28 protein-coding genes and 1 riboswitch are annotated in these 26,271 nt (G+C 76.1%); of the genes, 16 read left to right on the top strand and 12 right to left on the bottom strand.

The window, feature by feature from the left end; genetic code table 11:
* Positions 1-45: 45 nt before the first annotated feature.
* Positions 46-573, top strand: coding sequence for a TerD family protein (locus tag ACN20G_RS00855; RefSeq protein WP_424210748.1), 528 nt, complete (start codon positions 46-48; stop codon positions 571-573).
* 184 nt (positions 574-757) lie between these two features.
* Here the strand turns inward: ACN20G_RS00855 and ACN20G_RS00850 are convergent, their stop codons facing one another.
* Complete coding sequence (locus ACN20G_RS00850; RefSeq protein WP_424210747.1) at positions 758-1,381, bottom strand: TetR/AcrR family transcriptional regulator; 624 nt, start codon at positions 1,379-1,381, stop codon at positions 758-760.
* 255 nt (positions 1,382-1,636) lie between these two features.
* Here ACN20G_RS00850 and ACN20G_RS00845 point away from each other — a divergent pair, with 255 nt between their 5' ends.
* On the top strand, positions 1,637-2,470 hold the full coding sequence (locus ACN20G_RS00845) for a phosphatase PAP2 family protein (RefSeq protein WP_424210746.1): 834 nt from the start codon (positions 1,637-1,639) through the stop codon (positions 2,468-2,470).
* Positions 2,467-3,381, top strand: a complete 915-nt coding sequence (locus ACN20G_RS00840) for a DMT family transporter (protein ID WP_424210745.1) — start codon at positions 2,467-2,469, stop codon at positions 3,379-3,381. Before ACN20G_RS00845 ends, ACN20G_RS00840 begins: the two co-directional genes overlap by 4 nt.
* 53 nt (positions 3,382-3,434) lie before the next feature.
* On the opposite strand, the gene ACN20G_RS00835 is transcribed toward ACN20G_RS00840, so the two are convergent.
* The 5 genes from ACN20G_RS00835 to ACN20G_RS00815 form a co-directional block, all read right to left on the bottom strand.
* Positions 3,435-4,133, bottom strand: coding sequence for a transglycosylase SLT domain-containing protein (locus ACN20G_RS00835; protein ID WP_424210744.1), 699 nt, complete (start codon positions 4,131-4,133; stop codon positions 3,435-3,437).
* Between the two features lie 4 nt (positions 4,134-4,137).
* A riboswitch (cyclic di-AMP (ydaO/yuaA leader) is annotated at positions 4,138-4,340 on the bottom strand.
* Positions 4,341-4,545: 205 nt separating this feature from the next.
* The gene (locus tag ACN20G_RS00830) at positions 4,546-5,634 is read right to left on the bottom strand and encodes a trypsin-like peptidase domain-containing protein (protein ID WP_424210743.1); all 1,089 of its coding nucleotides are present in this window, start codon (positions 5,632-5,634) and stop codon (positions 4,546-4,548) included.
* A 165-nt stretch (positions 5,635-5,799) separates the two neighbouring features.
* A complete protein-coding gene (locus ACN20G_RS00825; RefSeq protein ID WP_424210742.1) occupies positions 5,800-6,318 on the bottom strand; it encodes an NUDIX domain-containing protein in 519 nt (172 codons plus the stop codon).
* 168 nt (positions 6,319-6,486) lie between these two features.
* Positions 6,487-6,651, bottom strand: coding sequence for a hypothetical protein (locus ACN20G_RS00820; protein ID WP_424210741.1), 165 nt, complete (start codon positions 6,649-6,651; stop codon positions 6,487-6,489).
* A 314-nt stretch (positions 6,652-6,965) separates the two neighbouring features.
* A complete protein-coding gene (locus ACN20G_RS00815) occupies positions 6,966-7,976 on the bottom strand; it encodes a dihydrodipicolinate synthase family protein (protein WP_424210740.1) in 1,011 nt (336 codons plus the stop codon).
* Between the two features lie 71 nt (positions 7,977-8,047).
* On the opposite strand from ACN20G_RS00815, the gene ACN20G_RS00810 reads away from it, so the two are divergent.
* The 3 genes from ACN20G_RS00810 (at position 8,048) to ACN20G_RS00800 (ending at position 11,729) form a co-directional block, all read left to right on the top strand.
* A complete protein-coding gene (locus tag ACN20G_RS00810) occupies positions 8,048-8,983 on the top strand; it encodes a LysR substrate-binding domain-containing protein (RefSeq protein ID WP_424210739.1) in 936 nt (311 codons plus the stop codon).
* 153 nt (positions 8,984-9,136) lie between these two features.
* Entirely contained in the window at positions 9,137-10,222 is a 1,086-nt protein-coding gene (locus ACN20G_RS00805; protein ID WP_424210738.1) for an S-(hydroxymethyl)mycothiol dehydrogenase, read from the top strand.
* A gap of 187 nt (positions 10,223-10,409) precedes the next feature.
* A complete protein-coding gene (locus tag ACN20G_RS00800) occupies positions 10,410-11,729 on the top strand; it encodes an alpha/beta fold hydrolase (RefSeq protein ID WP_424215313.1) in 1,320 nt (439 codons plus the stop codon).
* 18 nt (positions 11,730-11,747) lie between these two features.
* Here the strand turns inward: ACN20G_RS00800 and ACN20G_RS00795 are convergent, their stop codons facing one another.
* Complete coding sequence (locus tag ACN20G_RS00795; protein ID WP_424210737.1) at positions 11,748-11,954, bottom strand: hypothetical protein; 207 nt, start codon at positions 11,952-11,954, stop codon at positions 11,748-11,750.
* Positions 11,955-12,124: 170 nt separating this feature from the next.
* On the opposite strand from ACN20G_RS00795, the gene ACN20G_RS00790 reads away from it, so the two are divergent.
* Positions 12,125-12,838, top strand: a complete 714-nt coding sequence (locus ACN20G_RS00790) for a PIG-L deacetylase family protein (RefSeq protein WP_424215312.1) — start codon at positions 12,125-12,127, stop codon at positions 12,836-12,838.
* Positions 12,839-12,906: 68 nt separating this feature from the next.
* Positions 12,907-13,743 (top strand): enoyl-CoA hydratase/isomerase family protein, encoded by an 837-nt coding sequence (locus tag ACN20G_RS00785; RefSeq protein WP_424210736.1) that lies wholly within the window; start codon positions 12,907-12,909, stop codon positions 13,741-13,743.
* Between the two features lie 28 nt (positions 13,744-13,771).
* On the opposite strand, the gene ACN20G_RS00780 is transcribed toward ACN20G_RS00785, so the two are convergent.
* Positions 13,772-14,701, bottom strand: coding sequence for an SDR family oxidoreductase (locus ACN20G_RS00780; RefSeq protein WP_424210735.1), 930 nt, complete (start codon positions 14,699-14,701; stop codon positions 13,772-13,774).
* 186 nt (positions 14,702-14,887) lie between these two features.
* Here ACN20G_RS00780 and ACN20G_RS00775 point away from each other — a divergent pair, with 186 nt between their 5' ends.
* The 7 genes from ACN20G_RS00775 to ACN20G_RS00745 all read left to right on the top strand — a co-directional run bounded on the left by ACN20G_RS00775 (position 14,888) and on the right by ACN20G_RS00745 (position 20,972).
* Positions 14,888-15,853 (top strand): NADPH:quinone oxidoreductase family protein, encoded by a 966-nt coding sequence (locus ACN20G_RS00775; RefSeq protein ID WP_424210734.1) that lies wholly within the window; start codon positions 14,888-14,890, stop codon positions 15,851-15,853.
* Positions 15,850-17,061 (top strand): acyl-CoA dehydrogenase family protein, encoded by a 1,212-nt coding sequence (locus tag ACN20G_RS00770; RefSeq protein WP_424210733.1) that lies wholly within the window; start codon positions 15,850-15,852, stop codon positions 17,059-17,061. The genes ACN20G_RS00775 and ACN20G_RS00770 overlap by 4 nt, the downstream gene beginning before the upstream one ends.
* Positions 17,058-18,230, top strand: coding sequence for an acyl-CoA dehydrogenase family protein (locus tag ACN20G_RS00765; protein WP_424210732.1), 1,173 nt, complete (start codon positions 17,058-17,060; stop codon positions 18,228-18,230). Before ACN20G_RS00770 ends, ACN20G_RS00765 begins: the two co-directional genes overlap by 4 nt.
* A gap of 118 nt (positions 18,231-18,348) precedes the next feature.
* Entirely contained in the window at positions 18,349-18,972 is a 624-nt protein-coding gene (locus tag ACN20G_RS00760) for a trimeric intracellular cation channel family protein (RefSeq protein ID WP_424210731.1), read from the top strand.
* An 85-nt stretch (positions 18,973-19,057) separates the two neighbouring features.
* Positions 19,058-19,594, top strand: a complete 537-nt coding sequence (locus tag ACN20G_RS00755) for an N-acetyltransferase family protein (RefSeq protein WP_424210730.1) — start codon at positions 19,058-19,060, stop codon at positions 19,592-19,594.
* Positions 19,595-19,662: 68 nt separating this feature from the next.
* Complete coding sequence (locus ACN20G_RS00750) at positions 19,663-20,055, top strand: tyrosinase family oxidase copper chaperone (RefSeq protein ID WP_424210729.1); 393 nt, start codon at positions 19,663-19,665, stop codon at positions 20,053-20,055.
* A gap of 50 nt (positions 20,056-20,105) precedes the next feature.
* Positions 20,106-20,972 carry a tyrosinase family protein gene (locus ACN20G_RS00745; RefSeq protein WP_424210728.1) on the top strand — a complete coding sequence of 289 codons (867 nt, stop codon included), beginning with the start codon at positions 20,106-20,108 and terminating at the stop codon, positions 20,970-20,972.
* Positions 20,973-21,074: 102 nt separating this feature from the next.
* On the opposite strand, the gene ACN20G_RS00740 is transcribed toward ACN20G_RS00745, so the two are convergent.
* Together ACN20G_RS00740 and ACN20G_RS00735 are read right to left on the bottom strand one after the other, a co-directional pair.
* Positions 21,075-21,350, bottom strand: coding sequence for a chaplin (locus ACN20G_RS00740; RefSeq protein WP_424210727.1), 276 nt, complete (start codon positions 21,348-21,350; stop codon positions 21,075-21,077).
* A gap of 93 nt (positions 21,351-21,443) precedes the next feature.
* Positions 21,444-21,782, bottom strand: a complete 339-nt coding sequence (locus tag ACN20G_RS00735; RefSeq protein WP_424210726.1) for a hypothetical protein — start codon at positions 21,780-21,782, stop codon at positions 21,444-21,446.
* A gap of 169 nt (positions 21,783-21,951) precedes the next feature.
* Here ACN20G_RS00735 and ACN20G_RS00730 point away from each other — a divergent pair, with 169 nt between their 5' ends.
* A complete protein-coding gene (locus ACN20G_RS00730; protein ID WP_424210725.1) occupies positions 21,952-23,373 on the top strand; it encodes a carboxylesterase/lipase family protein in 1,422 nt (473 codons plus the stop codon).
* A gap of 36 nt (positions 23,374-23,409) precedes the next feature.
* On the opposite strand, the gene ACN20G_RS00725 is transcribed toward ACN20G_RS00730, so the two are convergent.
* Together ACN20G_RS00725 and ACN20G_RS00720 are read right to left on the bottom strand one after the other, a co-directional pair.
* Positions 23,410-24,774, bottom strand: a complete 1,365-nt coding sequence (locus ACN20G_RS00725; protein ID WP_424210724.1) for an alpha/beta hydrolase-fold protein — start codon at positions 24,772-24,774, stop codon at positions 23,410-23,412.
* 201 nt (positions 24,775-24,975) lie between these two features.
* A complete protein-coding gene (locus ACN20G_RS00720) occupies positions 24,976-25,662 on the bottom strand; it encodes a GNAT family N-acetyltransferase (RefSeq protein ID WP_424210723.1) in 687 nt (228 codons plus the stop codon).
* Between the last annotated feature and the right edge of the window lie 609 nt (positions 25,663-26,271).

The following is a 26,271-nucleotide window of genomic DNA, read 5'->3' as shown; positions in this document are numbered from 1 at the left end:
AGGCCAAGGGGGCCGCGCGGAACACCAGGACGAGGGGCGGACGGCATGACCGGCATACGCAAGGGCCTGAGCAGGGTCGAGGTCTCGCTCAAGTGGGATCCCAGCCCGGCGGGCAGCCCGGCCCACGACCTGGACCTGGTGGCGGCCGTCTACCCGGTCGAGGCCCCGCACGGGGAACCGCTCCAGGTCGTCCACTACGGGCAGCGCTCCCCGGACGGCACGATCACCCTCAGCCGGGACAGCCGCACCGGGCAGGGCTTCGGTTGGGACGAGGTCATGCGCCTGGAGCTGGACCGGCTGCCGGACCGGGCCGGGCGGGTCGTGGTCGGAGCCGTGATCCAGGACCGGGCCGGCCGGGTGGACTTCGGGGCGGTCGCGGGCGTCGCCGCCCGGGTGGCCGAAGGCCCCGAGGTGCTCGCCGAGGAGGCCCTGGGCCGGCTCGGCGAGGCCACCGCGGCGGTGCTCGCCGAGTTCACCCGGGGCGCGGGCGGCGGCTGGGAACTGCGCGCCGGGGTGCGCGGGTTCGCGGTGGACCCGGAGGAGTTCACGCGGGTCATGGGCGCGGCGGCCTGAGGCCCCGACCGACGGGAACCGGCCAACCTCGACGGCGCCGGGAAAACGACCGGCCCGGGCGGCGGGCCCCCCAACAGGGGAGGGGCCTGCCGCCCGGGCCGGGGCTGCGCTGCCACCGTCCCCACGAGGCAGCGCCGGCCGGCCGCCGCCCGGTCATCCACGAGGGGGCGGCGGCCACCGGTCTTCAGGGTGTGGGCGGCGGTGGGGGAGCCGGGGGCGCCTGGAGCCCGAGCGCGGGCAGCAGCGCGGCGTCCACGAACCGCACCAGGTACTCCTCGTCGGCGTAGCAGCCGTCGAGCACCGGCCGGATCCGGGTGACGCCCATGAGCTGGGCCGGCAGGAACTCCGCCGCCGGGTGTCCGGCCGCGATCTCCCCCCGGGCCACGGCCCGGTCGATCATCAGGCGGAACGCGGCCAGCTCCGGTTCCACCAGCGCCTCCCGCAGCGCCTCGCGCAGCTCGGGGTCGCCGAGCACGGCGTGCCCGAGGGCCTGCCCGAGCCGGGTGTCCCGGCCGGCCGTGCCCGCCGCGACCCGCGCCGCCTCCCGCAGGTCCCCGGCGAGGCTTCCGGTGTCCACGGCCGCCAGCGTCCGGCTGCGGCCGGCGCGCAGGGCGGCGGCCACCAGCCGGGGCTTGGTCCGCCACTGCCGGTACAGGGTCGACTTCCCGCACCCGGCCCGCGCGGCGACGCCCTCCATGGTCAGCGCGTCGTAGCCGTGCTCGCGCAACTGCTCCAGGACGGCGTCGTAGAACTCGCGGACCCGCTCGGGGGTGATCTTGGAGCGGCTGGACGCCGGGGTCTCGGACATCGCGGCGGGCTCTCCTTCCCGGGCCGAGGGGTCTGGCGGTCCGCGTGATCCGGACCGCCCGCCGATGATAGCGGAACAGAAGCGTATCGGAACACTGCCGTATCGATACGCTCAAGTATCGATACACTGGCGTGTCGCTTCCGTGGAGCGGCCGTGTCGGGACCCCCACGATCCCGCGCACACCCAGAGAGACGAGCACGACGACGCCGGCGGCGACGCCGAGGCCGCCGCCGACGAGACGAAGAGAGACCGGGGATGAGACACCGGCCGACCCGGGGGGACACCCGGGCCACAGACCGCCCCCACCTGCTCCGGGAGATCGCGCTGGTCACCGCGATGTTCGCCCTCTACAAGGCCGGCCGCCTGCTCACCGCCGACCGCACCGAGGACGCCTTCCGCAACGCCGACCTGGTCCGCCGGGGCGAACAGGCCCTGCACCTGCCCGACGAGGCCGTGATCCAGCACCTCCTCGTCCAGGTCGAACCCGTGATCAAGGCCGCGAACACCTACTACGCGGCCGTTCACTTCCCCGCCGCGGCCCTGTTCCTGGGCTGGCTGTGGCTGCGCCGACCCGGACAGTACCGGCGGGCGCGCACCATGCTCGCGCTCCTCACCGGCGCGGGCCTGGCCGTCCACCTCCTCTTCCCCCTGGCCCCGCCCCGGCTCGCCGCGACCGGCATGATCGACACCGGGCGGGTGTACGGACCCACCGTCTACGGGGCCGCGCCCGACAGCGATCACCTGGCCAACCAGTACGCGGCCATGCCCTCCCTGCACTTCGGCTGGGCCCTGCTGATCGCCGTGCTCCTGATCGCGGCGGGCCGCACCCGGGCCCGGTGGCTGTGGCTCCTGCACCCGGCCCTCACCCTGTTGGTGATCGTCGGCACGGCGAACCACTACTGGCTCGACTCCCTGGTCGCGGCGGCCCTGGTGGGCGCCGTCACCCTGCCCCTGTGGGCCCCGGCCCGCCGCCCCGCACCCCTTGCGCGCCGGGCGACGCCCCTGCCGCCGGCACCGGCGTCGGCACCCGCGTCGGCTCCGGAGCCCTTCCGGCGTCCGGCACCCGCGGGCGGACGGAGCGCGGCGTGAACGCGGCCACCGCCTTCGCCCTCCTGCTGTGCCTGCTCTCCGCGCTCGCCTACGCGACCGCCGCCGTCCAGCAGGAACGCCTCGCCCGCCGCACCCCGCCCGGCGGCCCGACCCGCGGCCGCTTGCGCGTCCTGCTCTCGGGCGGCGCCTGGTGGTGGTCGGCGGGCCTGAACACGCTGGCCGCCCTCCTGCACGCGGCGGCCCTGCGCTACGGGCCGCTCACGCTGGTCCAGCCCCTGGGGGCGCTGACCCTCGTGGCGGCCGTCCCGCTGGGTGCCCGCATCGCGGGCCGACGGGTCCGGCGCACCGAGTGGCGCGGCACCCTGCTGACCCTCGCCGGCCTCGCCCTCCTGCTGCTGCCCAGTTCGGGCCCGGCCCCGGAGGAGACCCTCTCGGTGACCGAGGCGTTCGCCGTCGGCGGCGCGGGGGTGGTCCTGATCGGCCTGCTCGCGGCCCGCCGGGACCCCGGCACGGGCCTGCGCCACGCCACCGCCTCCGGCCTCGCCTCGGCGGTGGGCTCGGCCCTCACCCAGACCGTCGCCGTGGCGATCGGCCGGGGCACGTGGACGGCGAATCCGTGGCGGGTGGCCGGCTTCGTCCTGCTGATCCTGCTCTTCGCGATCGGCGGCCTGCTGCTGGCGCAGCGCGCCTACCAGGGCGGCCTCGGCGCGCCCTTGGCCATGGTCAACCTCGCCAACCCCCTCGCGGCGGCCGCCATCGGCATGATCCTGCTCGGCGAACGGCTCGGCGGCGGCCCGCTGGGCATCGCCCTGGCCCTCGCCGGCGCGGCCCTGGCCACCCGCGGGGTGGTCCTCCTCACCCACACCCCCACCGCACCCCCGGCCCCCGACCGCACCTCCCGCCCGACCCCCCTGACCGGCGCCCCCCGAGAACGGGCGGCGCCGGCCTGAGTGCCCGGCGGCCCGGCGGCCCGGGGTTCGGGGTCGGGGGGCTCGCGGGCGGGTCAGTAGGCGCCGAAGACGTTGTCGATCGAGCCGTAGCGGGCCGCCGCGTAATTGCAGGCCGCCGTGATGTTCGCCACCGGGTCGTAGGGGTCGGCGGCGGTGCCCGGTACCCGATAGGCGCGGAAGGTGGGGTCGATGACCTGGAGCAGACCCTTCGACGGGGTGCCGGCGACCGCGTTCGAATCCCAGTTGTTGATCGCCAGCGGATTTCCGGAGGATTCCCGCAGCACATTGCGGTGAATTCCCTCGTAGCTCCCCGGAATGCCGTGCTGCGCCATGATCGCGAGGGATTCGCGGATCCAGCCGTCGAGGGTGTTCGGGTACAGGGTCGCGCGGGCCGCGGAGCGACTCGCCCGCGAATCCGCCGCCGTCGTGGCGGCCGGTGTCGCCGCGGCCTCGGCCGGCAGGGTCAGCACGAGGCCCGGGCGGATCAGGTCGGGGTCCGAGCCGATCACGGCCCGGTTGGCCGCGTACAGGCCCTGTCGGCCGCCGGCGATCCCGTGGGCGGCGGCTATCGCGCCGAGGGTGTCGCCGGCGGCCACCCGGTAGGTGCTCGTCGAGCCGGCGGCGGCGGCCGTGCCCGCACCCGCGCCGAGCAGGGGGAGGGCCAGGGCCAGGGTGAGGCCCGTGGTCAGGCCGGCCCGTCGGCCGAGACGGGGGAGAACGCGGGGACGGCGGTGCTTGCCTCGCTGCGGCATGGGGGTGCTTCCTCTCCGTCGCCTGCGAGGTGAGCTGTCGGGTTCGGACCAGAGACCGTCCGGCCGCGCGGTCGCGCGACTTCACCCCGAGCCGTCGGCGGCGCGTGCTCCCGCGTACGGCGTACTGACCTGGGTCCCCCGCTTCCTGCCGTGGGTGGTGCCGGGAATGGGTTCCCCGAGGGCGGCAGGATTCGGCGTTCCCTCGGATTGCCGTGACCGTATGTCGCGGAAAAAGATCCGGACAAGTGCCGAATTCCCCGGGAGGTGGGAATTCGATCATCGCGCATCGTGTCGATCGCCCGTCAGTTTCCTTGCCCGCGGGGCGGTGTCGGGAAATCGATCTTCACGGTGCGGGAATTCCCCGTGACCCATGTCACGAATAACTCCGGGCGTTGTTCCCCAATCGGACAATTCACCCCTTCGGGGTGCCGCCGGCCCGCTCGTACAGGCGCCGGACGTCCGCGCCGAAGGGCGGACTGTAGGAGGTGTCCGCCGTCGGACCACCCGTCTTCCACCCGCCGATCAGCCCCACCACGTCCCCGCTGCCCCGGCGCTCGTCCCAATCCACCAGGAAGGGGCCCCCGCTCGTCCCGCCGGGAAAGCCCGTGCAGTCGATCCGCAGGAACGAGCCCGGGCTGCCGGGATCGGTACTGGTGAACTTCGTGGTCCGGTTCTCGCAGACCCGGGGGCGCGCCGTGCTCGCCGGATGCCCGATCAGCCGCACCTTCGGAAACTCCCACGCCCCGCTCGTCACCAGCCGGTTGGCGCCCACCGTGGCCCGCACGGTGCGTCCGTCCGCGCCCGCGCCGACCCGGACGAAGGCCACGTCCCACAGCGCCCCCCGCTCCGGACCCCGGGCCCGGTACCGGTCGTCGGCGTACACCACCGAGCGGCCCGCGCCGTCCACGCGTACCGGGAACATGCCGTACGGGCGCGGCGTCGCCTTCGTCGAGCGCGGCACGAAGGCCATCCGGCGCGCCTCGTTGCCCACCAGGCAGTGGGCGGCCGTCAGCACGAGGTCCCCGGCGGGGGAGTCGACGACGCTCGCGGTGCAGAAGTACGAGCCGTCACCGCGGGCCAGGTACATCCGGCCCACCGTCGGCGTCCCGTCGAAATCACGGCCGGTGCCCGGCCGGTGCTCGGGGGCGGCGCCGCCCCGCACGGCCCCGGCGGGCACGGTCCACCCGCCCTCGGAGGTGACCTCGTCCGGCCCGCGCGCCTCGGCCCCGTCCGCGTCCGTCTCCCCGCCGTGCTGCGGGACGGGGGCCGGGGTGCCCGCGTCGGGCGCGGGGCGGGCGGGGTTCGGCGCGGTCGGGGGCGGTTCCCAGGCCCGCGCCGAGGCCATGCGTTCGGGGGTCCAGTACCGGGCCGCGTCCCCCGCCGTCCAGCTCACCTCGCGCGTGCCCCGGTCCGGCCGGGCGGCCGGCGCGTCCGGGACGCCCGCTCCGAGCGCCAACAGGGCGCCGCCGACGGCCGTGAGCGCCGTGGTGAGCCTGCGCATGGGGACCTCCCTGGTACGTCGGCCGGTCTCTGGCGGGGCGGCCGGGCCCTGTCGATGATGGCCCGTTCGCCCGGGATGTCCGCTCCCGGCACCCTGTTCGGCCCCGCGATCACCCGGGCGGGCGAGCCCACCCCGCGCGTCGGACCCCGATCGGCCCCGCCCCCTTCACCCGTCCGCGCCCGCCCCGCCCTCCTCGACCCGGCGCCCCTCGCACAGTTCGACGGGTCCGCCGCCCTCCCGCAGCACGCGCGTCACCTCCCGCAGTCGGGCCGCCGTCCGCGCCGGCACCAGGGCCTCCCACTCCTCGGGCCCCGCCATCCGCCACGCCGCGAGCTCCACCGGGGCCAGTCGGATCCGGGCCGTCAGCTCGGCGTCCACGAACGGGCCCTCGTACACCCACCCCACCCGCGTCGGACGGGGCTCCCGGCGGATCCGGTCCACCGCGAGCAGCCGTCCCGGCGCGAGGTCCGGCCCGAGTTCCTCCCACGCCTCCCGGCGGGCCGCCTCGCGCGGGGTCTCCCCGGTGTCTCTGTCCACGCCGCCGCCGGGCAGTTGCCGGCGCCGCCGCCCGTACGCGGTGCGCACGAGCAGCACCCGGCCCGCCGCGTCCGCGCACACCAGGGTCGCGGCCGTCAGCGACTTCGGGCGCCCGGCCAGGTGCGAGGCCGCGTCCAGGTCGTGCACGGCCTCCCGCTCCGCCCGCACCGCCGCCGGCACCCCCGCCGCCGATCAGGGCTGCGCCGCCCCCTCCACCAGGTGCGCGACCGTCCCGTTGTGCCAGGCCGCCGGTCCCGCCGCCGACCGGGGCGCGAGCCGAGGCGGCAACTCCGCCTCCGCCGCCGCCGGCTCCGGCTACCGGGCCTCGATCACCTCCCCGTCCGGGTGGGTGATCGAGGCCGCCTCGGCCGGGGTCAACGGACCCACCAGGTACACCAGCGCCACCAGCGAGTGCCCCAACTCGCCCGAAGCCCGCGAGTCCACGGCCAACAACCGCCCCACCGGCACCGACAGCCCCAACTCCTCCTTGAGTTCGTGGGCCAGGCCCTCCTCGGGCCCCTCCCGGTCGGTGACCGCGGCCGGCCTCGTCCACCACCAGCGCGGTGAACCACGGTCAAGGGCGCGGGATGCGCCCCGTAGTACCGGCGCCGCTCCTCCGGGGTGTGCGCACGGGTCGGGGTGAGGGACGGGGTCGGTGGTGGGGCCTGGGGATCGAGGGGCACGGGGACGCCTTTCGCGCGGGGGAGCGCGGGCCCGGTCGGACGCGCGCGACCCCCGGTATCCGGCCCGCCCGGCCCGTGATCATGCCGCGCGGCCCCCGAGGGAGTCCGAGCTCACGCGGCCCGCGCGTCCCCCGTGGCCCCGTCCGTCACCCCGTCCGTCGTGTCGCCCGCCGTCTCCGCGCGGGCGAGCGCCGCCAGGGCCGAGGCCACCGACTCCGGCGCGGCCGGCAGCAGCGGCAGTCGCACATCGGGGGTCGGGATCAGGCCGCGCGCGTGCAGCACCCCCTTGAGGACCGCCGGGTTCGGCTCCGCGAACAGGGTCGCCCCCCACCGGGCCAGGGCCCGTTCCGTCTCCCGGGTGCCCGCGCCGGTACGGGCCGTCCCGGTCCGCCACGCCTCGGCGACGGCCGCGAACCGGCCCGTGGCCAGGTGCGCCGAGGCCAGGATCCCGCCCCGGGCGCCCAGGGCCAGCAGCGGGGCCAACAGCAGGTCGTCCCCGGCCAACAGGCTCGGGCCGGCCGGGGCGTCGGCCGCCAGCGCCACCGTGTCCGCGTCCACCTGTCCGGCGGCGTACTTCATCCCGGCCACCCCGGGCACGGCCAACAGGGCCCGCAGGGTCTCCGCGTCCAGCGCGAGCCCCGTGCGGTACGGGATGTGATAGACGATCAGCGGCACCGGCGAGGCCGCCGCGAGCCGGCGCACGTGCGCCAACACCCCGGCCGGCGAGGGGCGGGTGAAGGCCGGCACGGTCACCAGCGCCGCCGTCCGCTCCGGCAGTCCGGGCAGCTCGGCCAAGGCCGTGAGCCCCGCCGCGACCGCCCGCGTGTCGCCGCCGCCCACCCCGATCGTGAGCGACCGATCGTGCTCGCGGCAGGCCCGGGCGCACGCGAGGGTCACGGCCCGGCGCTCCGCCGGGTCCAGGGCGGCGGGCTCGCCGGTGGTGCCCAGGGCCACCAGCCCCGCCGCGCCCTGCGACAGCACCCGGTGCGCGAGCGCCTCCAGGGCCGGCGCGGCGAGTTCGCCCTCGGCGGTGAACGGGGTCACCAGCGGGACGTGGATCCCCTCCGGGCGGGCGGTCGTGGTCCCCGGGCGTTCGGTCGTGGTGTGCGTGCGTCGGCTCATGGACCGAGCCTGCGCCGGCGTCGAGCGCCGGGTCCAGTTCGCTTTTCCGGCGCCGAGCGTAAGCTGGGCCGATGCTCGACGTCCGACGCCTGCGCCTGCTGCGCGAACTCGCCCACCGGGGCACCATCGCCGCCGTCGCCGAAGCCCTGAACTTCAGCCCCTCGGCGGTCTCCCAACAACTGTCGACCCTGGAACGCGAGGCCGGCCTGCCGCTGCTGGAGCGCACCGGACGCAAGGTCTCCCTCACCCCCGCCGCCCTGGCTCTGGTCGGGCACGCCGAGGCGGTGCTGCGGCACCTGGAGCGGGCCGAGGGGGAGCTCGCGCGGGCCCGGGGCGGGCTCGGGGGAGTCCTGCGGCTGGGCGCGTTCCCGACCGCCGCGCGCTCCCTCGTGCCCGAGGTCCTCACCGATCTCGGGTCCCGGCACCCCGCGCTGGAGGTGCACGTCACCGAGACGGACCCGGCCGGCGTGGCGCAGGCCCTGCGCGGCGGGGACCTCGACCTGGCGCTGCGACACGCCTACGACCTCGCCCCGCTGCCCGAGGAGCCCGGCCTGGAGACCCGCGCCCTCTTCCACGAACCCCTGCACCTCGCCGCCCCCGCCGCCCGCCGGCCCGCCGACGGGGACGGCGCCGGGGACCCCTGGGCGGTGCTCGCCGAACACCGCGACGACCCCTGGATCACGGCCACCCCCGGCACCCTGTGCCACACCATGCTGCTGGGCTCCTGCCGGGCCGCCGGGTTCACCCCCCGGATCCGGCACCGCGTGGACGAGTTCGCGACCGCGCTGGCCCTCGTGGCCGCCGGCCAAGGGGTCACGGTGGTCCCCGCCCTGGGCCTGCCGGCCGGCGGACCCCCGCCCGGGGTGCGGTTGACGGCCCTGCCGATGCGCCGGCACACGGTCCTGGCGGTCCGGGCCGGCGGCGCCGGGCATCCCGCGTCCGCCGCGTTCGCCGCGGCCCTGCGCGCGGCGGCGGCCGAGGACCCCCGGCTGACCCTCGTGCCCTGAATCCCCGTCCCGGCCCCCGCGCCCGCACCGGATCCGGACGCGGGCCCCGATCGGCGCCGGTCACCGTGCGATGATCGACACGACCCGGACGGACGATCCCGACAGGGCCACGCCGACCGGTGCCGAACAGAGCCGAGGAGAGCGAGGGACGACGTGACTCATCGCGTACGCGGGGTCATCGCGCGCAGCAAGGGCGAGCCGGTGGAGACCACCACCATCCTGGTGCCGGACCCCGGACCGGGCGAGGCGCTGGTGCGGGTGAAGGCATGCGGCGTGTGCCACACCGACCTGCACTACCGCGAGGGCGGCATCAACGACGAGTTCCCCTTCCTCCTCGGCCACGAGGCCGCCGGCGAGGTCGAGGCCGTCGGCGAGGGCGTCACCAACGTGGCCCCCGGTGACTTCGTCGTCCTCAACTGGCGCGCTGTGTGCGGGGATTGTCGGGCCTGTCGGCGCGGCCGGCCCTGGTACTGCTTCGCCACCCACAACGCGACCCAGCCCATGACCCTGGAGGACGGCACCCCGCTCAGCCCGGCCCTCGGCATCGGCGCCTTCGCCGAGAAGACCCTCGTGGCCGCCGGCCAGTGCACCAAGGTCGACCCCGCCGCCCGCCCGGCCGCCGTCGGACTCCTCGGCTGCGGGGTGATGGCGGGCCTCGGCGCCGCCATCAACACCGGCAACGTCTCGCGCGGCGACTCCGTGGCCGTCATCGGCTGCGGCGGGGTCGGCAACGCCGCCGTCGCCGGCGCCCGCCTCGCCGGCGCCGGGCGGATCATCGCCGTCGACGTCGACCCCGGCAAACTCGACGCCGCCCGCTCCCTCGGCGCCACCCACACCCTCGCCGCCCGCGAGGTCGACGTGGTCGAGGCCATCCGCGAACTCACCGGCGGCCACGGCGCCGACGTGGTCATCGACGCGGTCGGCCGCCCCGAGACCTACCAACAGGCGTTCTACGCCCGCGACCTGGCCGGCACCACCGTCCTCGTCGGCGTCCCCACCCCCGAGATGCGCCTGGAACTCCCCCTGCTGGACGTGTTCGGCCGGGGCGGCTCCCTGAAGTCCTCCTGGTACGGGGACTGCCTGCCCGAACGCGACTTCCCCGTCCTCGTCGACCTCTACCTCCAGGGCCGGCTCGACCTGGACGCGTTCGTCTCCGAGACCATCCCGCTCGACGACGTGGAGGGCGCCTTCGCCCGCATGGCCTCCGGCAACGTGCTGCGGTCCGTCGTCGAGTTCTGACCCGGGGCCGCACGCCCACCCCGACCGCCCACCCCGACCACCCGTCACGCCCGACCGCCCGCGCCGCGCACCACCCCCGCCCGCGCGCGGCCGGTCGGGCCCGCTCCCGTGAAAGAGCCCCGCCGTGTCCGTGCCCACCCCGACGCGTCCGCTGCGCGCCCCCGTCCCCTTCGCCGTCCGACCGGCCCTGACCCGGCCCGCGGCCCCCGCCTGGCGACAGCCCGGGGTGGTCCTCACCGACCACGCCTTCAGCGTGCCCCTGGACCACGCCCGCCCCGACGGCGAACGCCTGGAACTGCACGCCCGCGAACTGGCCCCGGTCGGCCGCGACCCCGAGACCCTGCCCTGGCTGCTGTATCTGGAGGGCGGCCCCGGCTTCGGGGCCCGCCGCTTCATCGGCCGCCAGGCATGGCTGGACCGGGCCCTGCGCGACCACCGCGTGCTCCTCCTCGACCAGCGCGGCACCGGCCTGTCCAGCCCCGCCAACCGGCAGACCCTGCCCGCCCGGGGCGGGCCCGAGGCCCAGGCCGAACACCTCGCGCACTTCCGGGCCGACGCGATCGTCGCCGACGCCGAGGCCGTCCGCCTCGCCCTCACCGGCGGCGCGCCCTGGAGCGTCCTGGGGCAGAGCTTCGGCGGGTTCTGCGTCACCCACTACCTCTCGGTGGCCCCCGAGGGCCTCACCCACGCCCTGATCACCGGCGGGCTGCCCGGCCTGACCACCGACGCCGACGGCGTGTACCGCGCCTCCTACCCCCGCGTTCGGGCCAAGAACACCGCCCACTACGCCCGCCACCCCCAGGACCTGGCGCGGGTCCGGGCCATCGCCGCGCACCTGCGCGAACACCCCACCACACTGCCCGGCGGGCACCGGCTGACCGTGGAGTCCTTCCAGTCCCTCGGCCTCGCCCTCGGCTCAGGCGAGGGCACCCACGCCCTGCACCTGCTGCTCGCCGAGGCGTTCCTGCCCGGCACCGCCCGACCCACCCTGGCCGACTCCTTCCTGGAGCGGGTCGGCGCCCTGCTGTCCTTCGCCGGGCACCCGCTGTACGCCCTGCTCCAGGAATCCCTCTACGCCCAGGACCCCGAGCGGCCCACCGCCTGGGCCGCCGAACGGATCCGCGCCGAACACCCCGCCTTCGACGCGGACCTCGCCCTCGACGCCGGACCCGACACGCCGGTCCTGTTCACCGGCGAGACCATCCACCCCTGGCACTTCAGCGTCGACCCGGCCCTGGCCCCGCTGCGCGAGACCGCCGAGGCCCTCGCCCACCGCACCGGCTGGACCCCGCTGTACGACCCGGCGCGGCTGGCCGCCAACGAGGTGCCGGTCGCGGCCGCGATCTACCACGACGACATGTACGTGGACACCGCCGACTCCCTGGTCACCGCCCGCACGATCCGGGGCCTGCGCACCTGGGTCACCGACGAGTACGAGCACGACGGGCTGCGGACCTCCGGCGGCCGGGTGCTGGACCGCCTGCTGGATTTGGTGCACGACCGCTGACGGCCGGCCGGGGGGCTCTCAGTGCAGGGCCAGCCAGCACACCCCGAGCACCGTCACCGCCCCGGCCGCCACCAGCCGGGCCGGGTGGTGGCGGTGCAGGGTCACCCAGGCCAGGGCGGCCGTCGCGAGCACCGCCACGGTGCCGACGGTCGCCCGCAGGGGCCCGTCGGACCAGCCCAGCTCCCCGGCCCGGTCGTACAACCACCACATCCACGCGGACCGCACGCCGGCGTCCCCCCTTCGTCCCCCGAGAATTCGATCACGCGATCGTAGTCCACATGCCGAGACGCCCGCGTCGGGGGATCGGGGCCGGGCCCGTCGCGCCCGTTCGGAAGGGATCTTCTATCGTCGTTCGTGTGAGCGAAATCGAGAACGCCCCGTCCCCCTTCGCCGACATGCCCGCCGACTGGACCCGCGCGCTGGCCGTCGTCGCCCACCCCGACGACCTCGAATACGGCTGCGCCGCCGCCATCGCCCAGTGGACCGAGGCCGGCAAGGATATCGTCTACCTGCTCGCCACCCGGGGCGAGGCCGGGATCGACGGGATCGAGCCCACCGCCTGCGCCGCGCTGCGCGAGGCCGAGCAGATCGCGAGCGCCGCCGAGGTCGGCGTGTCGGTGGTCGAGTTCCTCGACCACGCCGACGGGGTCGTGGAGTACGGGCCCGCCCTGCGCCGGGACATCGCCGCCGCGATCCGCCGGCACCGCCCCGAACTCGTGCTCACCCTCAACCCGTACGACACCTGGCCCGGCAACCACTGGAACACCCCCGACCACAAGGCCGTCGGCCGGGCCACCCTCGACGCCGCCTCCGACGCCGGCAACCGCTGGATCTTCCCCGAACTCCTCGCCGAACAGGGCCTCGCCCCCTGGGACGGGGTGCGCTGGGTCGCCGTCTCCGGCAGCCCGCACGCCGACCACGCCGTCCCCGCCGAACCGGGCCTGGAACGCGCGATCCGCTCCCTGCTCGCCCACCGCGCCTACATCGAGGCGCTCACCGACCAGGACCCGGAAGAGTACGCGCGAACCTTCCTCGCCGGGGTGGCCGGCTCCCAGGCGGGCCGCTACGGCGGCCGGCCGGCGGTCGCCTTCGAACTCTTCCCCCGGTGACCCGCCGCCCCTAATCTGACGGCTCGTCAACACCCGTTCCGGGTGCGGCCGTTCGAAGGGGTGAGCACGTGATCGACACCGTGTCCACGGAGATCGCCGAGGGCGAGGAACGGATCCGGCTGCACGTGGCCGACCGGATCGCCACGCTCACCCTGTGCCGGCCCGACCGGCTCAACGGCTGGAGCTGGGAGTCCAGCCGCCAACTCGGCCTGCTCGCCGACCGGATCCGCTTCGACCCCGAGGCCCGCGTCGTGGTGCTGCGGGCCGAGGGGCGGGCCTTCTGCGCCGGCATCGACGTCACCGCCCCCGGCCGGCTGGTCCCGCCCCGCGAGGGCACCGCCGCCCGGATCGAGGCGTACCGGGAGGGCATCCGCTGGGTGCACGAGCGCTTCGCCGTGCTCTCCGGCCTGCCCCAGCCCGTGATCGCCGCCGTCCAGGGCCCCTGCATCGGCTTCGGCTTCGAACTGGCCCTGCTCGCCGACATCCGGGTGGCCGCCGACGACGCCGTCTTCGCCCTCCCCGAAGTGGGCCTCGGGGTGGCCGTGGACGCCGGTGGCGACCTGCGGATCGCCCGCGAGGCCGGCGCCGGCTGGGCCAAGATGCTCGCCCTGACCGGCCGCCGCATCGACGCCGAGCGGGCCGCCCGACTGAACCTCGTCCAAGAGGTCGTCCCCCGCGCCGACCTCGACAAGACCGTCACCGCGCTGGCCGCCGAGATCGCCGCCAAGGCCCCCCTCGCCGTCCGCGCCGTCAAACGCGCCGTCGACTCCTACGCCGACGCGGCCCTCCCCGCCGCCCTCGACCGGGTCGCCGCCTCCGCCGCCCTCACCCTCGCCTCCGAGGACTGCCGCGAGGGCTACGCGGCCCGCGCCGAACGTCGCGAAGCCGAGTTCGAGGGCCACTGACCCACCCCGACCGACGGCCCCCACCCCGTCACGGACGCTCCGTGAACGGGGGCCGACCCAACTGCTCCCGCAAGGGCACCGCCGCCGGGTTGACCACCGCCCGCCGCTGCCAGTTCGCCCCGTCCACCACCAGGGTGTGCCCCGTGATGAACCGGCCGTAGGGCGAGGCCAGGAACGTGGCCGCCCAGCCCAACTCCCTCGCCTCGCCCACCCGGTGCGCCGGGGAGGAACGGGCCGCCCGGTCCCCGCCGGCGCCCCGCTCCACCCCCGCCCGGTCCAGACCGGCCCGGATGTCCGCCGTCATGTCCTCGTGCGGCACCAGACCCGGCACCAGGCCGTTCACCTGGATCCCGTACGGCCCCCACTCCACCGCCAAGGTCTCCACCAGGCTCTTCACCCCCGCCTTCGCCGCCGCGCTGTGCGCGAACCCCGGCCCGCCCGTCCACGCGTACGAGGCCCCCACGTTCAGCACCGACCCCGGGGTGCCGGCCGCCAGGTGCCGGCGCCCGAACTCGCGGGTGACGAACCAGGTACCCGTCAGGGTGATGTCCACCACCGCCCGCCACGCGTTCGGCGACAACTCCTCCGCCGGACTCGGGAAGTTCGCCGCCGCGTTGTTCACCAACACGTCCGGCAGCCCCGCCGCCGCCCCCGCCGCGTCGAAGACCTCCGCGACCCGCTCCGGATCCCGGATGTCGCACACCGCCGCCGAGGCCCGCCCCGCGCCCGGCAGCGCCGCCAACTCCTCGCACACCGCCTTCAACGGCTCCGGCCGCCGTCCCACCAGCACCAGGTCCGCGCCCAGCCGCGCGAACTCCGTCGCGATGGCCCGCCCCAGCCCCGTGCCACCCCCCGTCACCAGCACCACCCGCCCCGCGTACGTCCCCGCCGGCAGGGCCGCCGCGCCCAACGGCGGCGGGGCCGGCAACCCGGGCGGGGTGAGGGGCGAAGGGTGCATGGGGACCTCCGGTGGCCGGACGGGCGAAGCGCGACGCCGCATTGATAGCCCCCACCGCCCCGGAACACCATCCCCGCGCCGCCCGCGAACCCGCGACGGCCCCGCGCCCGACGGTTCCCACGGGGCCAAGCGACCGCTTAGCATGCGGCGCGAGCGTGATCCCTCGACGGCGGCTGGAGGCCCCCGATGCAGGCATGGCGAGTACCCGTGAACGGCGAACCCCGCGAGGTCATGCGCCTCCGGGAGATCCCCCCGCCCGAACCCGGCCCCGGCCAGGTGCGCCTGCGCGTCCTGGCCGCCGCCGTCAACTTCCCCGACGCCCTGCTGTGCCGGGGCCAGTACCAGATCCGCCCCGAACTCCCCTTCACCCCCGGCATCGAGGTCTGCGCCGAGACCGAGGACGGGCGACGCGTCATCGCCACCCCCGCCCTCCCGCACGGCGGCTTCGCCGAACACACCCTCGCCGCCGCCGACACCCTGCTGCCCGCCCCCGACACCCTCGACGACGCCTCGGCCGCCGCCCTCCACATCGCCTACCAGACCGGCTGGTTCGGCCTGCACCGACGGGCCGCCCTGCGCCCCGGCGAGACGCTCCTCGTCGGCGCCGCCGCCGGCGGGGTCGGCAGCGCCGCCGTCCAACTCGGCAAGGCCGCCGGCGCCCGCGTCATCGGCGTGGTCGGCGGACCCGAGAAGGCGAAGGTCGCCGCCGACCTCGGCTGCGACCTCGTCCTCGACCGCCGCGCCGACGACGTCCCCGCCCGGGTCAAGGAGTTCACCGAGGGGCGCGGCGCCGACGTGGTCTACGACCCCATCGGCGGGGACTTCCACACCGTCGCCGCCAAGAGCGTCGCCTTCGAGGGCCGGATCCTCGTCGTCGGCTTCGCCTCCGGCACCATCCCCACCCCCGCCCTCGGGCACGCCCTCGTCAAGAACTACTCCCTCGTCGGCCTGCACTGGGGCCTGTACGCGGCCCGCGACCACGCCGCCGTCCGCGCCTGCCACGAGGAACTGACCCGCCTCGCCGCCGCCGGCGCCATCGCCCCGCTCATCGGCGGCCGGCTGCCGCTGGCCGACGGCGCCGACGCCGTGGCCCGGGTCGCCGAGGGCAGCACCGTCGGCCGGCTCGTGCTGCTCCCCGGAGCCGCCCGATGAGCCCCGCCGACCCCGCCCCCGTCCCCGACGCCGCCGGACTGCGCGCCCGCGTCGCCGAACTCCTGGCCACCCACCCGCCGGCCGAGACCCCGCCCGCCGAGTTCCTCGCCGCCCGCTGGGCCGCCGGACTCGCCTGGGTCCACTTCCCGCCCGGCCTCGGCGGCCTCGGCGCCCCCCGGGCCCTCCAGGCCGGCGTGGACGCCGCCCTCGAAGCCGCCGGCGCCCCCGACAACGACCCCCGCCGCATCGGCATCGGCCTCGGCATGGCCGCGCCCACCATCCTCGCCCACGGCACCGAGGCCCAACGCGAGCGCTTCCTGCGCCCGTTGTGGCTCGGCGAGGAGGTCTGGTGCCAGCTCTTCAGCGAACCCGGGGCCGGCTCCGACCTCGCCGCCCTGGCCACCCGCGCCGTCCCCGACCCCGACGGCGCGCACTGGACGGTGGACGGACAGAAGGTGTGGACCTCCGGCGCGCACACCGCCCGCTGGGCCATCCTCGTCGCCCGCACCGACCCCGACCTGCCCAAACACCAGGGCATCACGTACTTCCTGTGCGATATGACCGCCCCCGGGGTCGAGGTCCGCCCGCTGCGCCAGATCACCGGCGAGGCCGAGTTCAACGAGGTCTTCCTCACCGGCGTCCGCGTCCCCGACGCCCACCGCCTCGGCGCCGTCGGCCAGGGCTGGGAGATCGCCCGCACCACCCTCCTCAACGAACGGGTCTCCATCGGCGGCATGCGCCTGCCCCGCGAAGGCGGCATGATCGCCCCGGCCGCCGAGCTCTGGCGCTCCCGACCCGAGGCCCGCACCCACCACCTGCACCAACGCCTGCTCGCCCTGTGGGTCGAGGCGGAGGTCGCCCGCCTGGGCTCCGAACGCCTGCGCCAACAACTCGCCGCCGGCCGCCCCGGCCCCGAGGGCAGCGCCGCCAAGGTCACCTTCGCCCGCCTCAACCAGGAGATCAGCGCCCTCGAACTCGAACTCGCCGGCGACGAGGGCCTGCTCTACGGGGACTGGACGATGACCCGCCCCGAACACGTCGACTTCACCGGCCGCGACGCCGGCTACCGCTACCTGCGCGCCAAGGGCAACAGCATCGAGGGCGGCACGAGCGAGATCCTGCTCTCCGTCATCGCCCAGCGCGTCCTCGGCCTGCCCGCCGAACCCCGTGACGACAAGGACCTGCCCTGGAAGGACCTCGCCCGATGAGCCCGCGGCCCGCGCAGCCCCCCGAGACCCCCCTGGACCTGATCGCCGACGAGGCCGCGGAGGAACTCGCCGCGAGCGTGCGCGCCCTCCTCGACAAGCACTGCCCCACCACCCGGGTCCTGGAACACCTCGCCGACACCGAGGCGGCCGCCCGCGCCGGCCGCCCCACCGGCCCCCGCGACCGGGCCCTGTGGCAGCGCCTCGGACAGGGGATCGGGGCCCTGGCCCTGCTCGTCCCCGAACGCCTCGGCGGCGCCGGCGCCGGCCCCCGCGAGGCCGCCGCCGTGCTCACCGAACTCGGCCGCGCCGTCGCCCCCGTCCCCTACCTCACCGCCGGGGTCCTCGCCCCCGAGATCCTCCTCGGCTGCCTGCGCGACGACCCCGCCGCCGAACCCCTCCTCCGCCGCCTCGCCCGCGCCGAGACCCTCGTCGTGCCCGCCCTGCCACTGACCCTCGCCCCCGGCGCCGAACTGCCCACCGGCATCCGCGCCGACCCCGCCGGCCGGCTCACCGGCACCGTCCACCCCGTGGCCGACGCGGACGCCGCCGACATCCTCCTCGTCCTCGCCGACACCGGCCTGTACGCCGTGGCCGCCGAACACGCCCGGATCACCGCCCTCACCTCCCTCGACCAGACCCGCCCCCTGCACCGCGTCACCCTCGACGCCGCCCCCGCCCACCGCCTCGCCGACCCCACCGGAGCCCGCGCCGCCGTCGCCGGCGCCCTCCTCACCGCCGCCGGCCTGCTCGCCTCCGAACAGCTCGGCGTCGCCGAACGCTGCCTCGCCGAGATCGTCGCCCACCTGCGCGTCCGCCGACAGTTCAACCGGCCGCTGGGCTCCTTCCAGGCCCTCGGCCACCGCGCCGCCCTCCTGTGGATCGAGATCGGCGGCGCCCGCGCGGCGGCCCTCGCCGCCGCCGACGCCCTCGCCAAGGACGCCGCCGACGCGCCCCTGCTCGTCGCCGTGGCCCAGGCCCACTGCTCGCGCACCGCCGTCCACGCCGCCGAGGAATGCCTGCAACTGCACGGCGGCCTCGGCATGACCTGGGAACACGTCACCCACCTCCTGCTCAAACGCGCCAAATCCCAGGCCGCGACCTTCGGCACCCCCGGCCGGCACCTCGACCTCGTCGCCGCTTTCGCCGACCTGCCGGCCCCGCCCGCCTGAGCACCCCGTACGGACCGGCCGAACGGCGGGCCGCGCCGGCCGAACGGCCGAAGCGACCCGCTGTCCGCCGCCGGCAGTCTCTTCGGGTCGCCCCGTCCCTGCCCCCGAAGGAGGCGCCGTGCCGCACGCCCTCTACCTGCTCGGGATCGCCGCCTTCGCGGCCTCCGGAGTCCTCGCCGCCCACCGCGCCCGCATGGACCCCTTCGGCGGGCTCGTGCTCGCCTTCGCCGCCTCGATCTCCGGCGGCACCCTGCGCGACCTCATCCTCGACCGACACCCCCTGTACTGGACCCGCGACTGGCTGTTGCTGACCCTCATCGCGGGGGTGGCCGGCGCGACCATGCTGTACCTGCGCCGACGCGGCGAGCTGCCCCGCCGCACCCTGCTCGTGGTGGACGCGGTCGGCCTGTCCGTCGTGACCGTGATCGGCGCCCGCGCCGCCCTCGACGCCCACGTCACCCCCGTCGCCGTACTGCTCCTCGCCGTGCTCACCGGGGTCACCGGCGAGGTGGTCCGCGACGTGCTCTGCGGCGAGTTCCCGCCCCTGCTGCTGCGCGAGGAGGTGTACGCCACCGCCGCCCTCCTCGGCGCCGGCTGCTACCTCGGCCTGCACACCGCCGGGGTCGGCGCCGACGCGAACACCGCCGTCTCGGCCGCCCTCGTCTTCGCCCTGCGCCTGCTTGCCATCGTGCGCGACCTGCACCTGCCCCGACTGCGCGGCCCCGCGCGCCCCACCGCCTGAGCGCACCCCGCGCGCCCCGCCGGCCGCCCGTGCGACCCGCTCGCGCGCCCCGCGCCCGAAACGGGCCCTTGGGTAGGGTGTCGGGATGACGGAGATCACCGCACTGTCCGCCACCACCCTGCGCCTGCGCCACGAGGAACTGGGTGTCCTGCTGCTCGACGTGGTGCGCGAGGGGGCCTCGCTCGGCTTCCTCGGAGACCTCGACCTGCCCCAGGCCGCCGCCTGGTGGGAGTGCCGGATACCCGAGACCGCCGACGGGACCCTCGCCCTGTGGATCGCGCAGGACGCCTCCGGCCGCGCCGTCGGCACCGCCGGACTGCGCCGCGCGACCAAGCCCAACGGACGCCACCGCGCCGAGGTCTGCACCGTGATGGTGCACCCCGAGGCCCGGCGCACCGGCGTGGCCCGCGCCCTCCTGGCCGCCGTGGAATCGGGGGCCCGCGAGGACGGGGTCACCCTGCTCCACCTCGACACCGAGACCGACAGCGGCGCCGAGCCGCTCTACGCCGCCGCCGGGTACACCGAGGTCGGCACCATCCCCGACTACGCCACCGACCCCGAGGGCCGGCTGCGTCCCACCACCCTCTTCTACAAGCGCCTCGACCCCGACCCCGTGTCCTGAGCGGTGACCTCGTCCGCCGGGCCTCGTTGGACCTCGAGAACACGGCCCGGCGCGTCGAGGGAGACCACATGCACACGACAGCCGCCACGGCGCGGCGCACCCTGCTCCGCACGGCGTTCACCGCCGCCGTCCTCGCCGGCACCGCCGCCGCGCTGGCCCCGGTGCTCCGCGCCGGTCGCCGCACCGCTCCCGTGCGCGCCGCCCCGGCCCCCGCCCCCGGCCCGCCGGTCCGCGAGAGCACCTACCGGGGCCGACACATCGCCGTCGCCGGCGACCTGGTCCGCATCGACGGCCGACCCCTGCCGGTGATGCGCCGCGCCGACGGCAGCTACCTGAGCGGCATCAACCACTTCGAGTCCTTCGCCACCCCGCTGGACCTGGCCCGCGCCGCCGTGGACGAACTCGGCACCACCCGCCTGGCCCCCGACGGCGGCATGCGCCACGGCGCCCCGGACGCCTGAACCCCGCCCCCCGTCCCACCCCGGCGACCCACCACGGGAGGAACCGCCGCGTGTACACCCGGCAGAACCAGCGCGACCTGACCGCCGCGCAGAAGCGCCGCTTCGTCGGCGCCGTGCTCCAACTCAAACGCGATGGGGTCTACGACGAGTTCGTCCGCACCCACGACCGCTACTTCGTGCCCGACCGCGAACGCGGCCTGCGCGTGGCCCACATGTCCCCGTCCTTCTTCCCCTGGCACCGCCGCTACCTGCTGGAGTTCGAGTCCGCCCTGCGCGAGATCGACCCCGGGGTCACCGTGCCCTACTGGGACTGGACGACGGACAACACCCCCGCCGCCTCCCTGTGGGCCGAGGACTTCCTCGGCGGCACCGGCCGCGAGAGCGACCGCCAGGTCATGACGGGACCCTTCGCCCACCAGCGGGGCGAATGGGAGATCACCGTCCGGGTCAGCGAGGCCCGCTTCCTCACCCGCAACCTCGGCCGTCCCGCCAACCCCATCGCCCTGCCCACCCCGGCCGAACTCGAACTGGCCCTGGAGGACCCGGTCTACGACCGCTCCCCCTGGGACTCCACCGCCACCGGCGGCGGCTTCCGCAACAAACTGGAGGGCTGGGCCGCGCCCCGCGCCGAACGCTGGCGCAACCACAACAAGGTGCACCAGTGGATCGGCGGGCACATGACCGGCGGGGCCTCGCCCAACGACCCCGTGTTCTGGCTGCACCACGCCTTCGTGGACCTGATCTGGGACCGCTGGCAGCAACGCCACCCGGACTCCGGCTACCTCCCCGCCGGCCCCCTGCCCTACGGGGACCTCCAGCGCGGCCGGGTGGTCGCCCTGGACGAACCCATGGCCCCCTGGGGGGTCACCCCCCGCGAGATGCTCGGCCACGAGGGCGTCTACCGCTACGAGACCTGACCCGGACCGGCCCCGGACACGAGGAGGCCCCCGGCACCGGGAGGGTGCCGGGGGCCGACGAGCGCTCCCTCACGGGAGGACCGCCGAGGGCTGGGCCCTCGATCAGCCGCCGTAGCCGTCGGTGTGGTGGTCGCCACCCGAGGCGTTGACGCAGGTGTTGCCGAACGACGGGTTCAGCAGGCCGATGACGTCGACGGTGTTGCCGCAGACGTTCACCGGGACGTGCACCGGAACCTGGATGAGGTTGCCCGACGCGACGCCGGGCGAGCCGATCGCCGCACCCTGCGCTCCGGCGTCGGCGACGGCCAGGCCGGCACCGGCGGCCAGGGCACCGCCGGCGGCGGCGGTGACGGCGACTGCCTTCGCGATACGCGACATCAAGATCTCCTTGTGGAACGGGTTGCCGCATGATCTGCGGCGCAATGACATGGCGTACAACGGCGGGGCCGGCCGAGGGTCACGGCCGGGCGCCTACTTGGCGGAACGGAAGCGCACCGAGTCGAACGGGTATCGCACGGGTGTGCTGCCCTTCGGGGCGACGGACTGGCGCGGCGTGCCCGCGCATCCCGGCTTCTCGTACAGCTCGGCCACCAGCGGGGTCTTGTTGACCACCGCCCGCCCGCCGCCGCCCCCGCCGCCCTTGGCCGCCGCGCACCCGGAGGGCGAGGTCAGCGTGTGCACCGTGTCGTCGCGTCCCATGTACTGGAACTCGCTCCCCGCCGCCGACGCGAACGGGGTGGTGAGCAACGCGGCGAGGGCCGCGCCGAACACGGCCGCGGAACAGGACAGGGACAGGGGGGCACGGGGCATGGCGGGTCTCGCGATCGATCGGGTCGGCAGGGGGAGAGACGGCGGCGCCGTCGCGGGTTCAACCCGTCGGGGGCCCGAGCGGGTCACGCCTTGTCACCCGCACGGGGACTGTGTCACGGTGCGTGAACCGGGCCCGCCCCCCGGTCGTGGCCTGCCGAAGGGAAGCACGATGGCGACTCTCCCGCCCCGGACCCGGATCGGGGACCGGGTGGTGGAAGGGGTCCGACAGGGCCCGATCGCGGTGTTCCGGGGCATCCCGTACGCCGCCCCGCCGGTGGGCCGCGCCGGTTTCGCCGCCCCCGCCCCGCCGCCCGGCGGCGCCGGGACGCTGGACGCCCGCGCCTTCGGACCCACCGCCCCCAAGCCCGCCTACCGGCCGCCCTACGACCGGCTGCTGCCCGATCCGATCCGGCCCGGCGAGGACTTCCTCACCCTCAATGTGTGGACCCCCGAGCCCGGCCCCGGGGCGCGGCTGCCGGTGCTGGTGTGGCTGCACGGCGGGGCCTTCACCCGGGGCACCGGCAGCAACCCGGTGTACGACGGCGGGGCCTTCGCCCGGGACGGGGTGGTCGCCGTCACCCTGGAGCACCGGCTCGGCGCCCTGGGGTACGCGCTGCTGCCCGACGCCCCGGCCAACCGCGGGCTGCTGGACCAGATCGCGGCCCTGCGCTGGGTGCGCGCGCACATCGCCGGCTTCGGCGGGGACCCCGATCGGGTGACGGTCTGCGGCCATTCGGCCGGGGCCGTCGCGGTGGGCGCCCTCCTCACCGCCCCCGCCGCCGAGGGCCTGTTCGCGCGGGCCGTGCTCCAGAGCGGGGCGCCCGGGGCGCTCGCGCGGGAACGGGTGCGGGCCGTGACCCGGCGCACGGCCCGGCTGCTGCGGGTCCCGGCCACGGCGGCGGGGCTCGCGGGGGTCCCGTGGGAGCGGCTGGTGGCGGCGCAGACCCGGGCGCAGGCCCGTTCGGTGCCGCTGCTCGGCGGGCCCGCGTTCGGTCTCGTGCGGGACCCGGCCACGCTGCCCGAGGACCCGATCGAGGCCCTCACCCGGGGACCGGCCGGGGACCGGATCCCCGTGCTCACCGGGTGGACGGCGCGGGAGCACCGATTGTGGCTGGCCCCGACCGGCGCGGGCCGCCGGCTGGACCGGCTGGGGCGCTGGGCCCCGGAGGCGGCCCGCCGCTGGACGGGCACGGGCCGGGAGCGGGCGGCGGCGGCCCGGGCCGCCGATCCGGGGGCCGGGCCGGCCGACCTGGCGGGCGGACTGCTCACGGACGCGTTGCTGCGCGAGCCGCTGCGCCGCTGGGCGCGGGCCCGTTCGGCCCGCCCCGGGGCGGCCCCGGTGTACGCGTACCGCTTCGACTGGCCCTCCGGGCTGCCGGGGCTCGGGGCCTGTCACGCGATCGAGCCGGCCTTCGTGCTGGACACCCTGGACGCGCCCGGGGCCGCCTGGTTGACCGGTCCGAACCCGCCGCGGGAACTGGCCGCGCGGGTGCACGCGGCGTGGGTGGCCTTCGTGACGGGCGGGGACCCGGGATGGCCCGCCTGGGACGGCGCCGGCCCGCCGAGGGGGCTCGGCGGGCCGGGGGAGTGAGGGGCGGGGGAGAGAGGGGCGGGGACGGGGGCGGGCTCAGTCGGAGACCGGGCCCTCCATCACCTTGCTGATGAACTGGATGGGGCCCTCGCCCATGTTCGGCACGTAGGTCTTGGCGTTGTGCTTGCCGCCGGGGATCTCGCGCAGGGTGGTGTGGATGGGGCCCTTGCCGTAGGTCTGGACGAACTTGCGGGCGTTCGCGAGGGTCTTCGGGTCCTCCGCCGTGCCGACCTGGAGGGCGAGGTACACGTCCGGGCCGCCCTTGGCGATCAGCTGTTGGGCGAGCAGCTCGGGGTTGTTCTCGGCCTTCTCCTTGTCGTGCCCGACCCACAGTCGGGAGTCCGGCACGATGTCGGGGCCGGAGGCGATCACGGCCTTGAACTTGTCGGGGTGCTTCAGCACGGCCTTGAGCCCGGCGAAACCGCCCGTGGAGGAGCCCATGAAGGCCCAGCCGTCGCGGGACTTGACCGTGCGGAAGTTGGCGCGGACCAGGTCGGGGACGTCCTCGGTGAGCCAGGTGCCCATCTTGGGCTGGCCGGGGATGTCGGAGCCGTCCCAGTACAGGCCGCCGGTGTCGGGGCCGGGGTTGAGGACGGGCATGGCGAGGATGAACGGCTTGCTCTTGCCCTCCTCGGACCACTGGGCGATGGACTTCTGCAGGCCGAGGTCGGTGCCCATCCAGTAGTTGTTCGGGTAGCCCGCGCCACCGGGCAGCGCGATCATCACGGGGAAGCCGCTGTCCTTGTACTTCGGGTCGAAGTACTGCTTGGGGGCCCACACCCAGACCTTGCCGGTGAACCCGGACTTCTTGCCGTCCAGGGTGGTGACGGCCACGTGGGTGCCGTCGTCCAGGGTCATGGAGTTCTTGAAGTCGGCGGCGGGGCCGGTGGGCAGCGAGACCTTGCTCGCGGCGTTCGGCTTGGCGCCGCCCTGCGGGGTGCCGGTGTCGGGTCGGGTGGGTCCGAAGGAGACCTCGGTGCCCTTGTCGGTGAAGGGCGGGATCTCGAAGTAGGTCATCACGCCGGCCGCGATGCCCGCGAGCGCGAGCAGCGAGACCCCGGCCACGATCCAGCGCCGGCCCCGACGCCGAGGCCGCTCGGGTTCGGGCACGGGCCGGTACTCGGGGGGCCGGGGGCCCTCGCCGCCGCCGAAGGGCGCGGCCGGGCGGGGCGGGGCGGGCGGGGCCGCGTGGGTGTCGGGCGCGCCGAAGCGACCGTTGGGGTCGAAGGCGCCCGGGGTGCCGTACACGGAGGTGGACGGACGCGGGGTCCCGGGGCCGGCCGCCGGCCGGTGGTCGGGGCGTGGGGCGCGGGGCGGGGTGCCGGGCCGGGGCCGGTCGCCGCCGCGGGAGGGGAGGGGCGGTCGCTGGGGCGCGGACGGCCCCTCGGGCTGGTGCGGCATGTGCGGTGCTCCGGCTCGTACTGCCCGGCAGGGGGCTGGTGGCGTTCTTCGTGTCGAAGGATGACGCCACGATCGCACAGGTTCCGCGCTTGACGATCTCTTGGGTATCGCCTGGTCGGGGCATTGCCGAACGGGGCGACCCCCGGGGCGCGGGCGTGCGGAACCGTTACGCCACCGGGGGTCGGGGAGGGGCCGTCGGACTCAGGCCGGCACGAGGGTGCGGCGCCGGCGACGGGCCTTGGCCGCGTCCGCGAGCCGCATCTCGATCACGGCCCGCACCGTCGGCCACTCCTCGTCGAGGACGGAGTAGAACGCGGTGTTGCGGACCTCGCCGTCCAGCCCCCGCGAATGGGCCCGGCGGACCCCTTCGGAGGTGAACCCGAGTCGTTCCATCGCGGCTCTGGAGCGCCCGTTGCGGGCATCGGCCCGCAGCGAGATCCGGCGCACCCCCCAGGTCTCGAAGGCGTGGCGGAGCATGAGCAGCTTCGCCTCGGCGTTGATCCCGGTGCCCTGGGCTGCCGGCGACAGCCAGGTGTTGCCGATCTCGGCGGCGTCCGGGACGGAGGTCAGCGGGTCCCCGTGCGGAACCCCCGGCACGGAGGGCCACACCAGCGGCCCCTGCCAGTAGTCCAGTTCGAGGAACCGGGTCGACCCGACCACCCGTCCGTCGGCCGCGCGGACCACCGCGAACGCGAGCGAACGGCCGGCCGCCTGATCGGCGAGGGCACGTTCCACGTACGCGAGGGCCGCCTCCGGGCCGTGCGGCACGGGGGTGAAGGCGTAGGTCGTACGATCCTCGGCACCGGCCAGGGCCAGGGCCTCGGTGTGGTGGGGGGCGAGGGGTTCGAGCCGCGCGAAGCGGCCCGCGAGGAGTACGGGTACGGGCACGGAGCCTTCGGTCCTTCGTGATGAAGAGGGTGGTTGCCGATTCTGCGCACCTGAGATCGCTCTGCGCGCGAAACGCGCGTGACGTGGAACGGGCGGTCAGGTGAACGCGGGTGGCTCAATGTAACTCCTTCCCCTGATCTCCAGAACCCCCTGTCGGGCAACGGCGCGGGACGGATTTTCCCGGCCCTCCCCGGGGCGGGTTCGCGGAGGGTCCCGCGGACTGTCCGGGCGGACCGTCCGCACGGCGCTGGCCTGGTACGGAGCGTTCGGGAGGGCGGTCGGCGGAGCGTCGAGCGGAACGCAGATTGGCCCAGTGAATCCTTGGTGAACTACGGGCCAAGCGTGGGCCATCCGAGTGGTCGGGCGCCCTTCGGGCGGGGCCGTTCGCACCCGTGCGGGGTGTCCGCGGCCGGACCGGGGCCGCGCGGGGCCCGGGTCCACGGCGGGGGATTCCCGCGCGCGGGGGTTTTCACTCCCTCCGGGCCGCGCGGGCGGCGCGGTTCACCCGGCCGGCGGCGGGCGCGGCGGCGCGGATCCCGCGCCGCCTGTGGACAACGCGGCCGGGGCGGGACCTTCGGCGGTCCCGCCCCGGACTTGCGGCGGCGGGGC

Source organism: Streptomyces dryopteridis (genome assembly GCF_049606955.1).
Taxonomy (GTDB): Bacteria; Actinomycetota; Actinomycetes; order Streptomycetales; family Streptomycetaceae; genus Streptomyces.
This window is presented reverse-complemented; position numbering and strand designations above follow the sequence as displayed.

Coding starts and splice junctions, on each gene's coding strand:
- ACN20G_RS00770 (WP_424210733.1), top strand. CDS start 15,850: ATGAGCCCCGCCGACCCCGCCCCCGTCCCCGACGCCGCCGGACTGCGC.
- ACN20G_RS00790 (WP_424215312.1), top strand. CDS start 12,125: ATGCCCGCCGACTGGACCCGCGCGCTGGCCGTCGTCGCCCACCCCGAC.
- ACN20G_RS00830 (WP_424210743.1), bottom strand. CDS start 5,634: ATGCGCAGGCTCACCACGGCGCTCACGGCCGTCGGCGGCGCCCTGTTG.
- ACN20G_RS00810 (WP_424210739.1), top strand. CDS start 8,048: ATGCTCGACGTCCGACGCCTGCGCCTGCTGCGCGAACTCGCCCACCGG.
- ACN20G_RS00780 (WP_424210735.1), bottom strand. CDS start 14,701: ATGCACCCTTCGCCCCTCACCCCGCCCGGGTTGCCGGCCCCGCCGCCG.
- ACN20G_RS00835 (WP_424210744.1), bottom strand. CDS start 4,133: ATGCCGCAGCGAGGCAAGCACCGCCGTCCCCGCGTTCTCCCCCGTCTC.
- ACN20G_RS00735 (WP_424210726.1), bottom strand. CDS start 21,782: ATGCCCCGTGCCCCCCTGTCCCTGTCCTGTTCCGCGGCCGTGTTCGGC.
- ACN20G_RS00765 (WP_424210732.1), top strand. CDS start 17,058: ATGAGCCCGCGGCCCGCGCAGCCCCCCGAGACCCCCCTGGACCTGATC.
- ACN20G_RS00740 (WP_424210727.1), bottom strand. CDS start 21,350: ATGTCGCGTATCGCGAAGGCAGTCGCCGTCACCGCCGCCGCCGGCGGT.
- ACN20G_RS00750 (WP_424210729.1), top strand. CDS start 19,663: ATGCACACGACAGCCGCCACGGCGCGGCGCACCCTGCTCCGCACGGCG.
- ACN20G_RS00755 (WP_424210730.1), top strand. CDS start 19,058: ATGACGGAGATCACCGCACTGTCCGCCACCACCCTGCGCCTGCGCCAC.
- ACN20G_RS00815 (WP_424210740.1), bottom strand. CDS start 7,976: ATGAGCCGACGCACGCACACCACGACCGAACGCCCGGGGACCACGACC.
- ACN20G_RS00855 (WP_424210748.1), top strand. CDS start 46: ATGACCGGCATACGCAAGGGCCTGAGCAGGGTCGAGGTCTCGCTCAAG.
- ACN20G_RS00845 (WP_424210746.1), top strand. CDS start 1,637: ATGAGACACCGGCCGACCCGGGGGGACACCCGGGCCACAGACCGCCCC.
- ACN20G_RS00730 (WP_424210725.1), top strand. CDS start 21,952: ATGGCGACTCTCCCGCCCCGGACCCGGATCGGGGACCGGGTGGTGGAA.
- ACN20G_RS00775 (WP_424210734.1), top strand. CDS start 14,888: ATGCAGGCATGGCGAGTACCCGTGAACGGCGAACCCCGCGAGGTCATG.
- ACN20G_RS00725 (WP_424210724.1), bottom strand. CDS start 24,774: ATGCCGCACCAGCCCGAGGGGCCGTCCGCGCCCCAGCGACCGCCCCTC.
- ACN20G_RS00850 (WP_424210747.1), bottom strand. CDS start 1,381: ATGTCCGAGACCCCGGCGTCCAGCCGCTCCAAGATCACCCCCGAGCGG.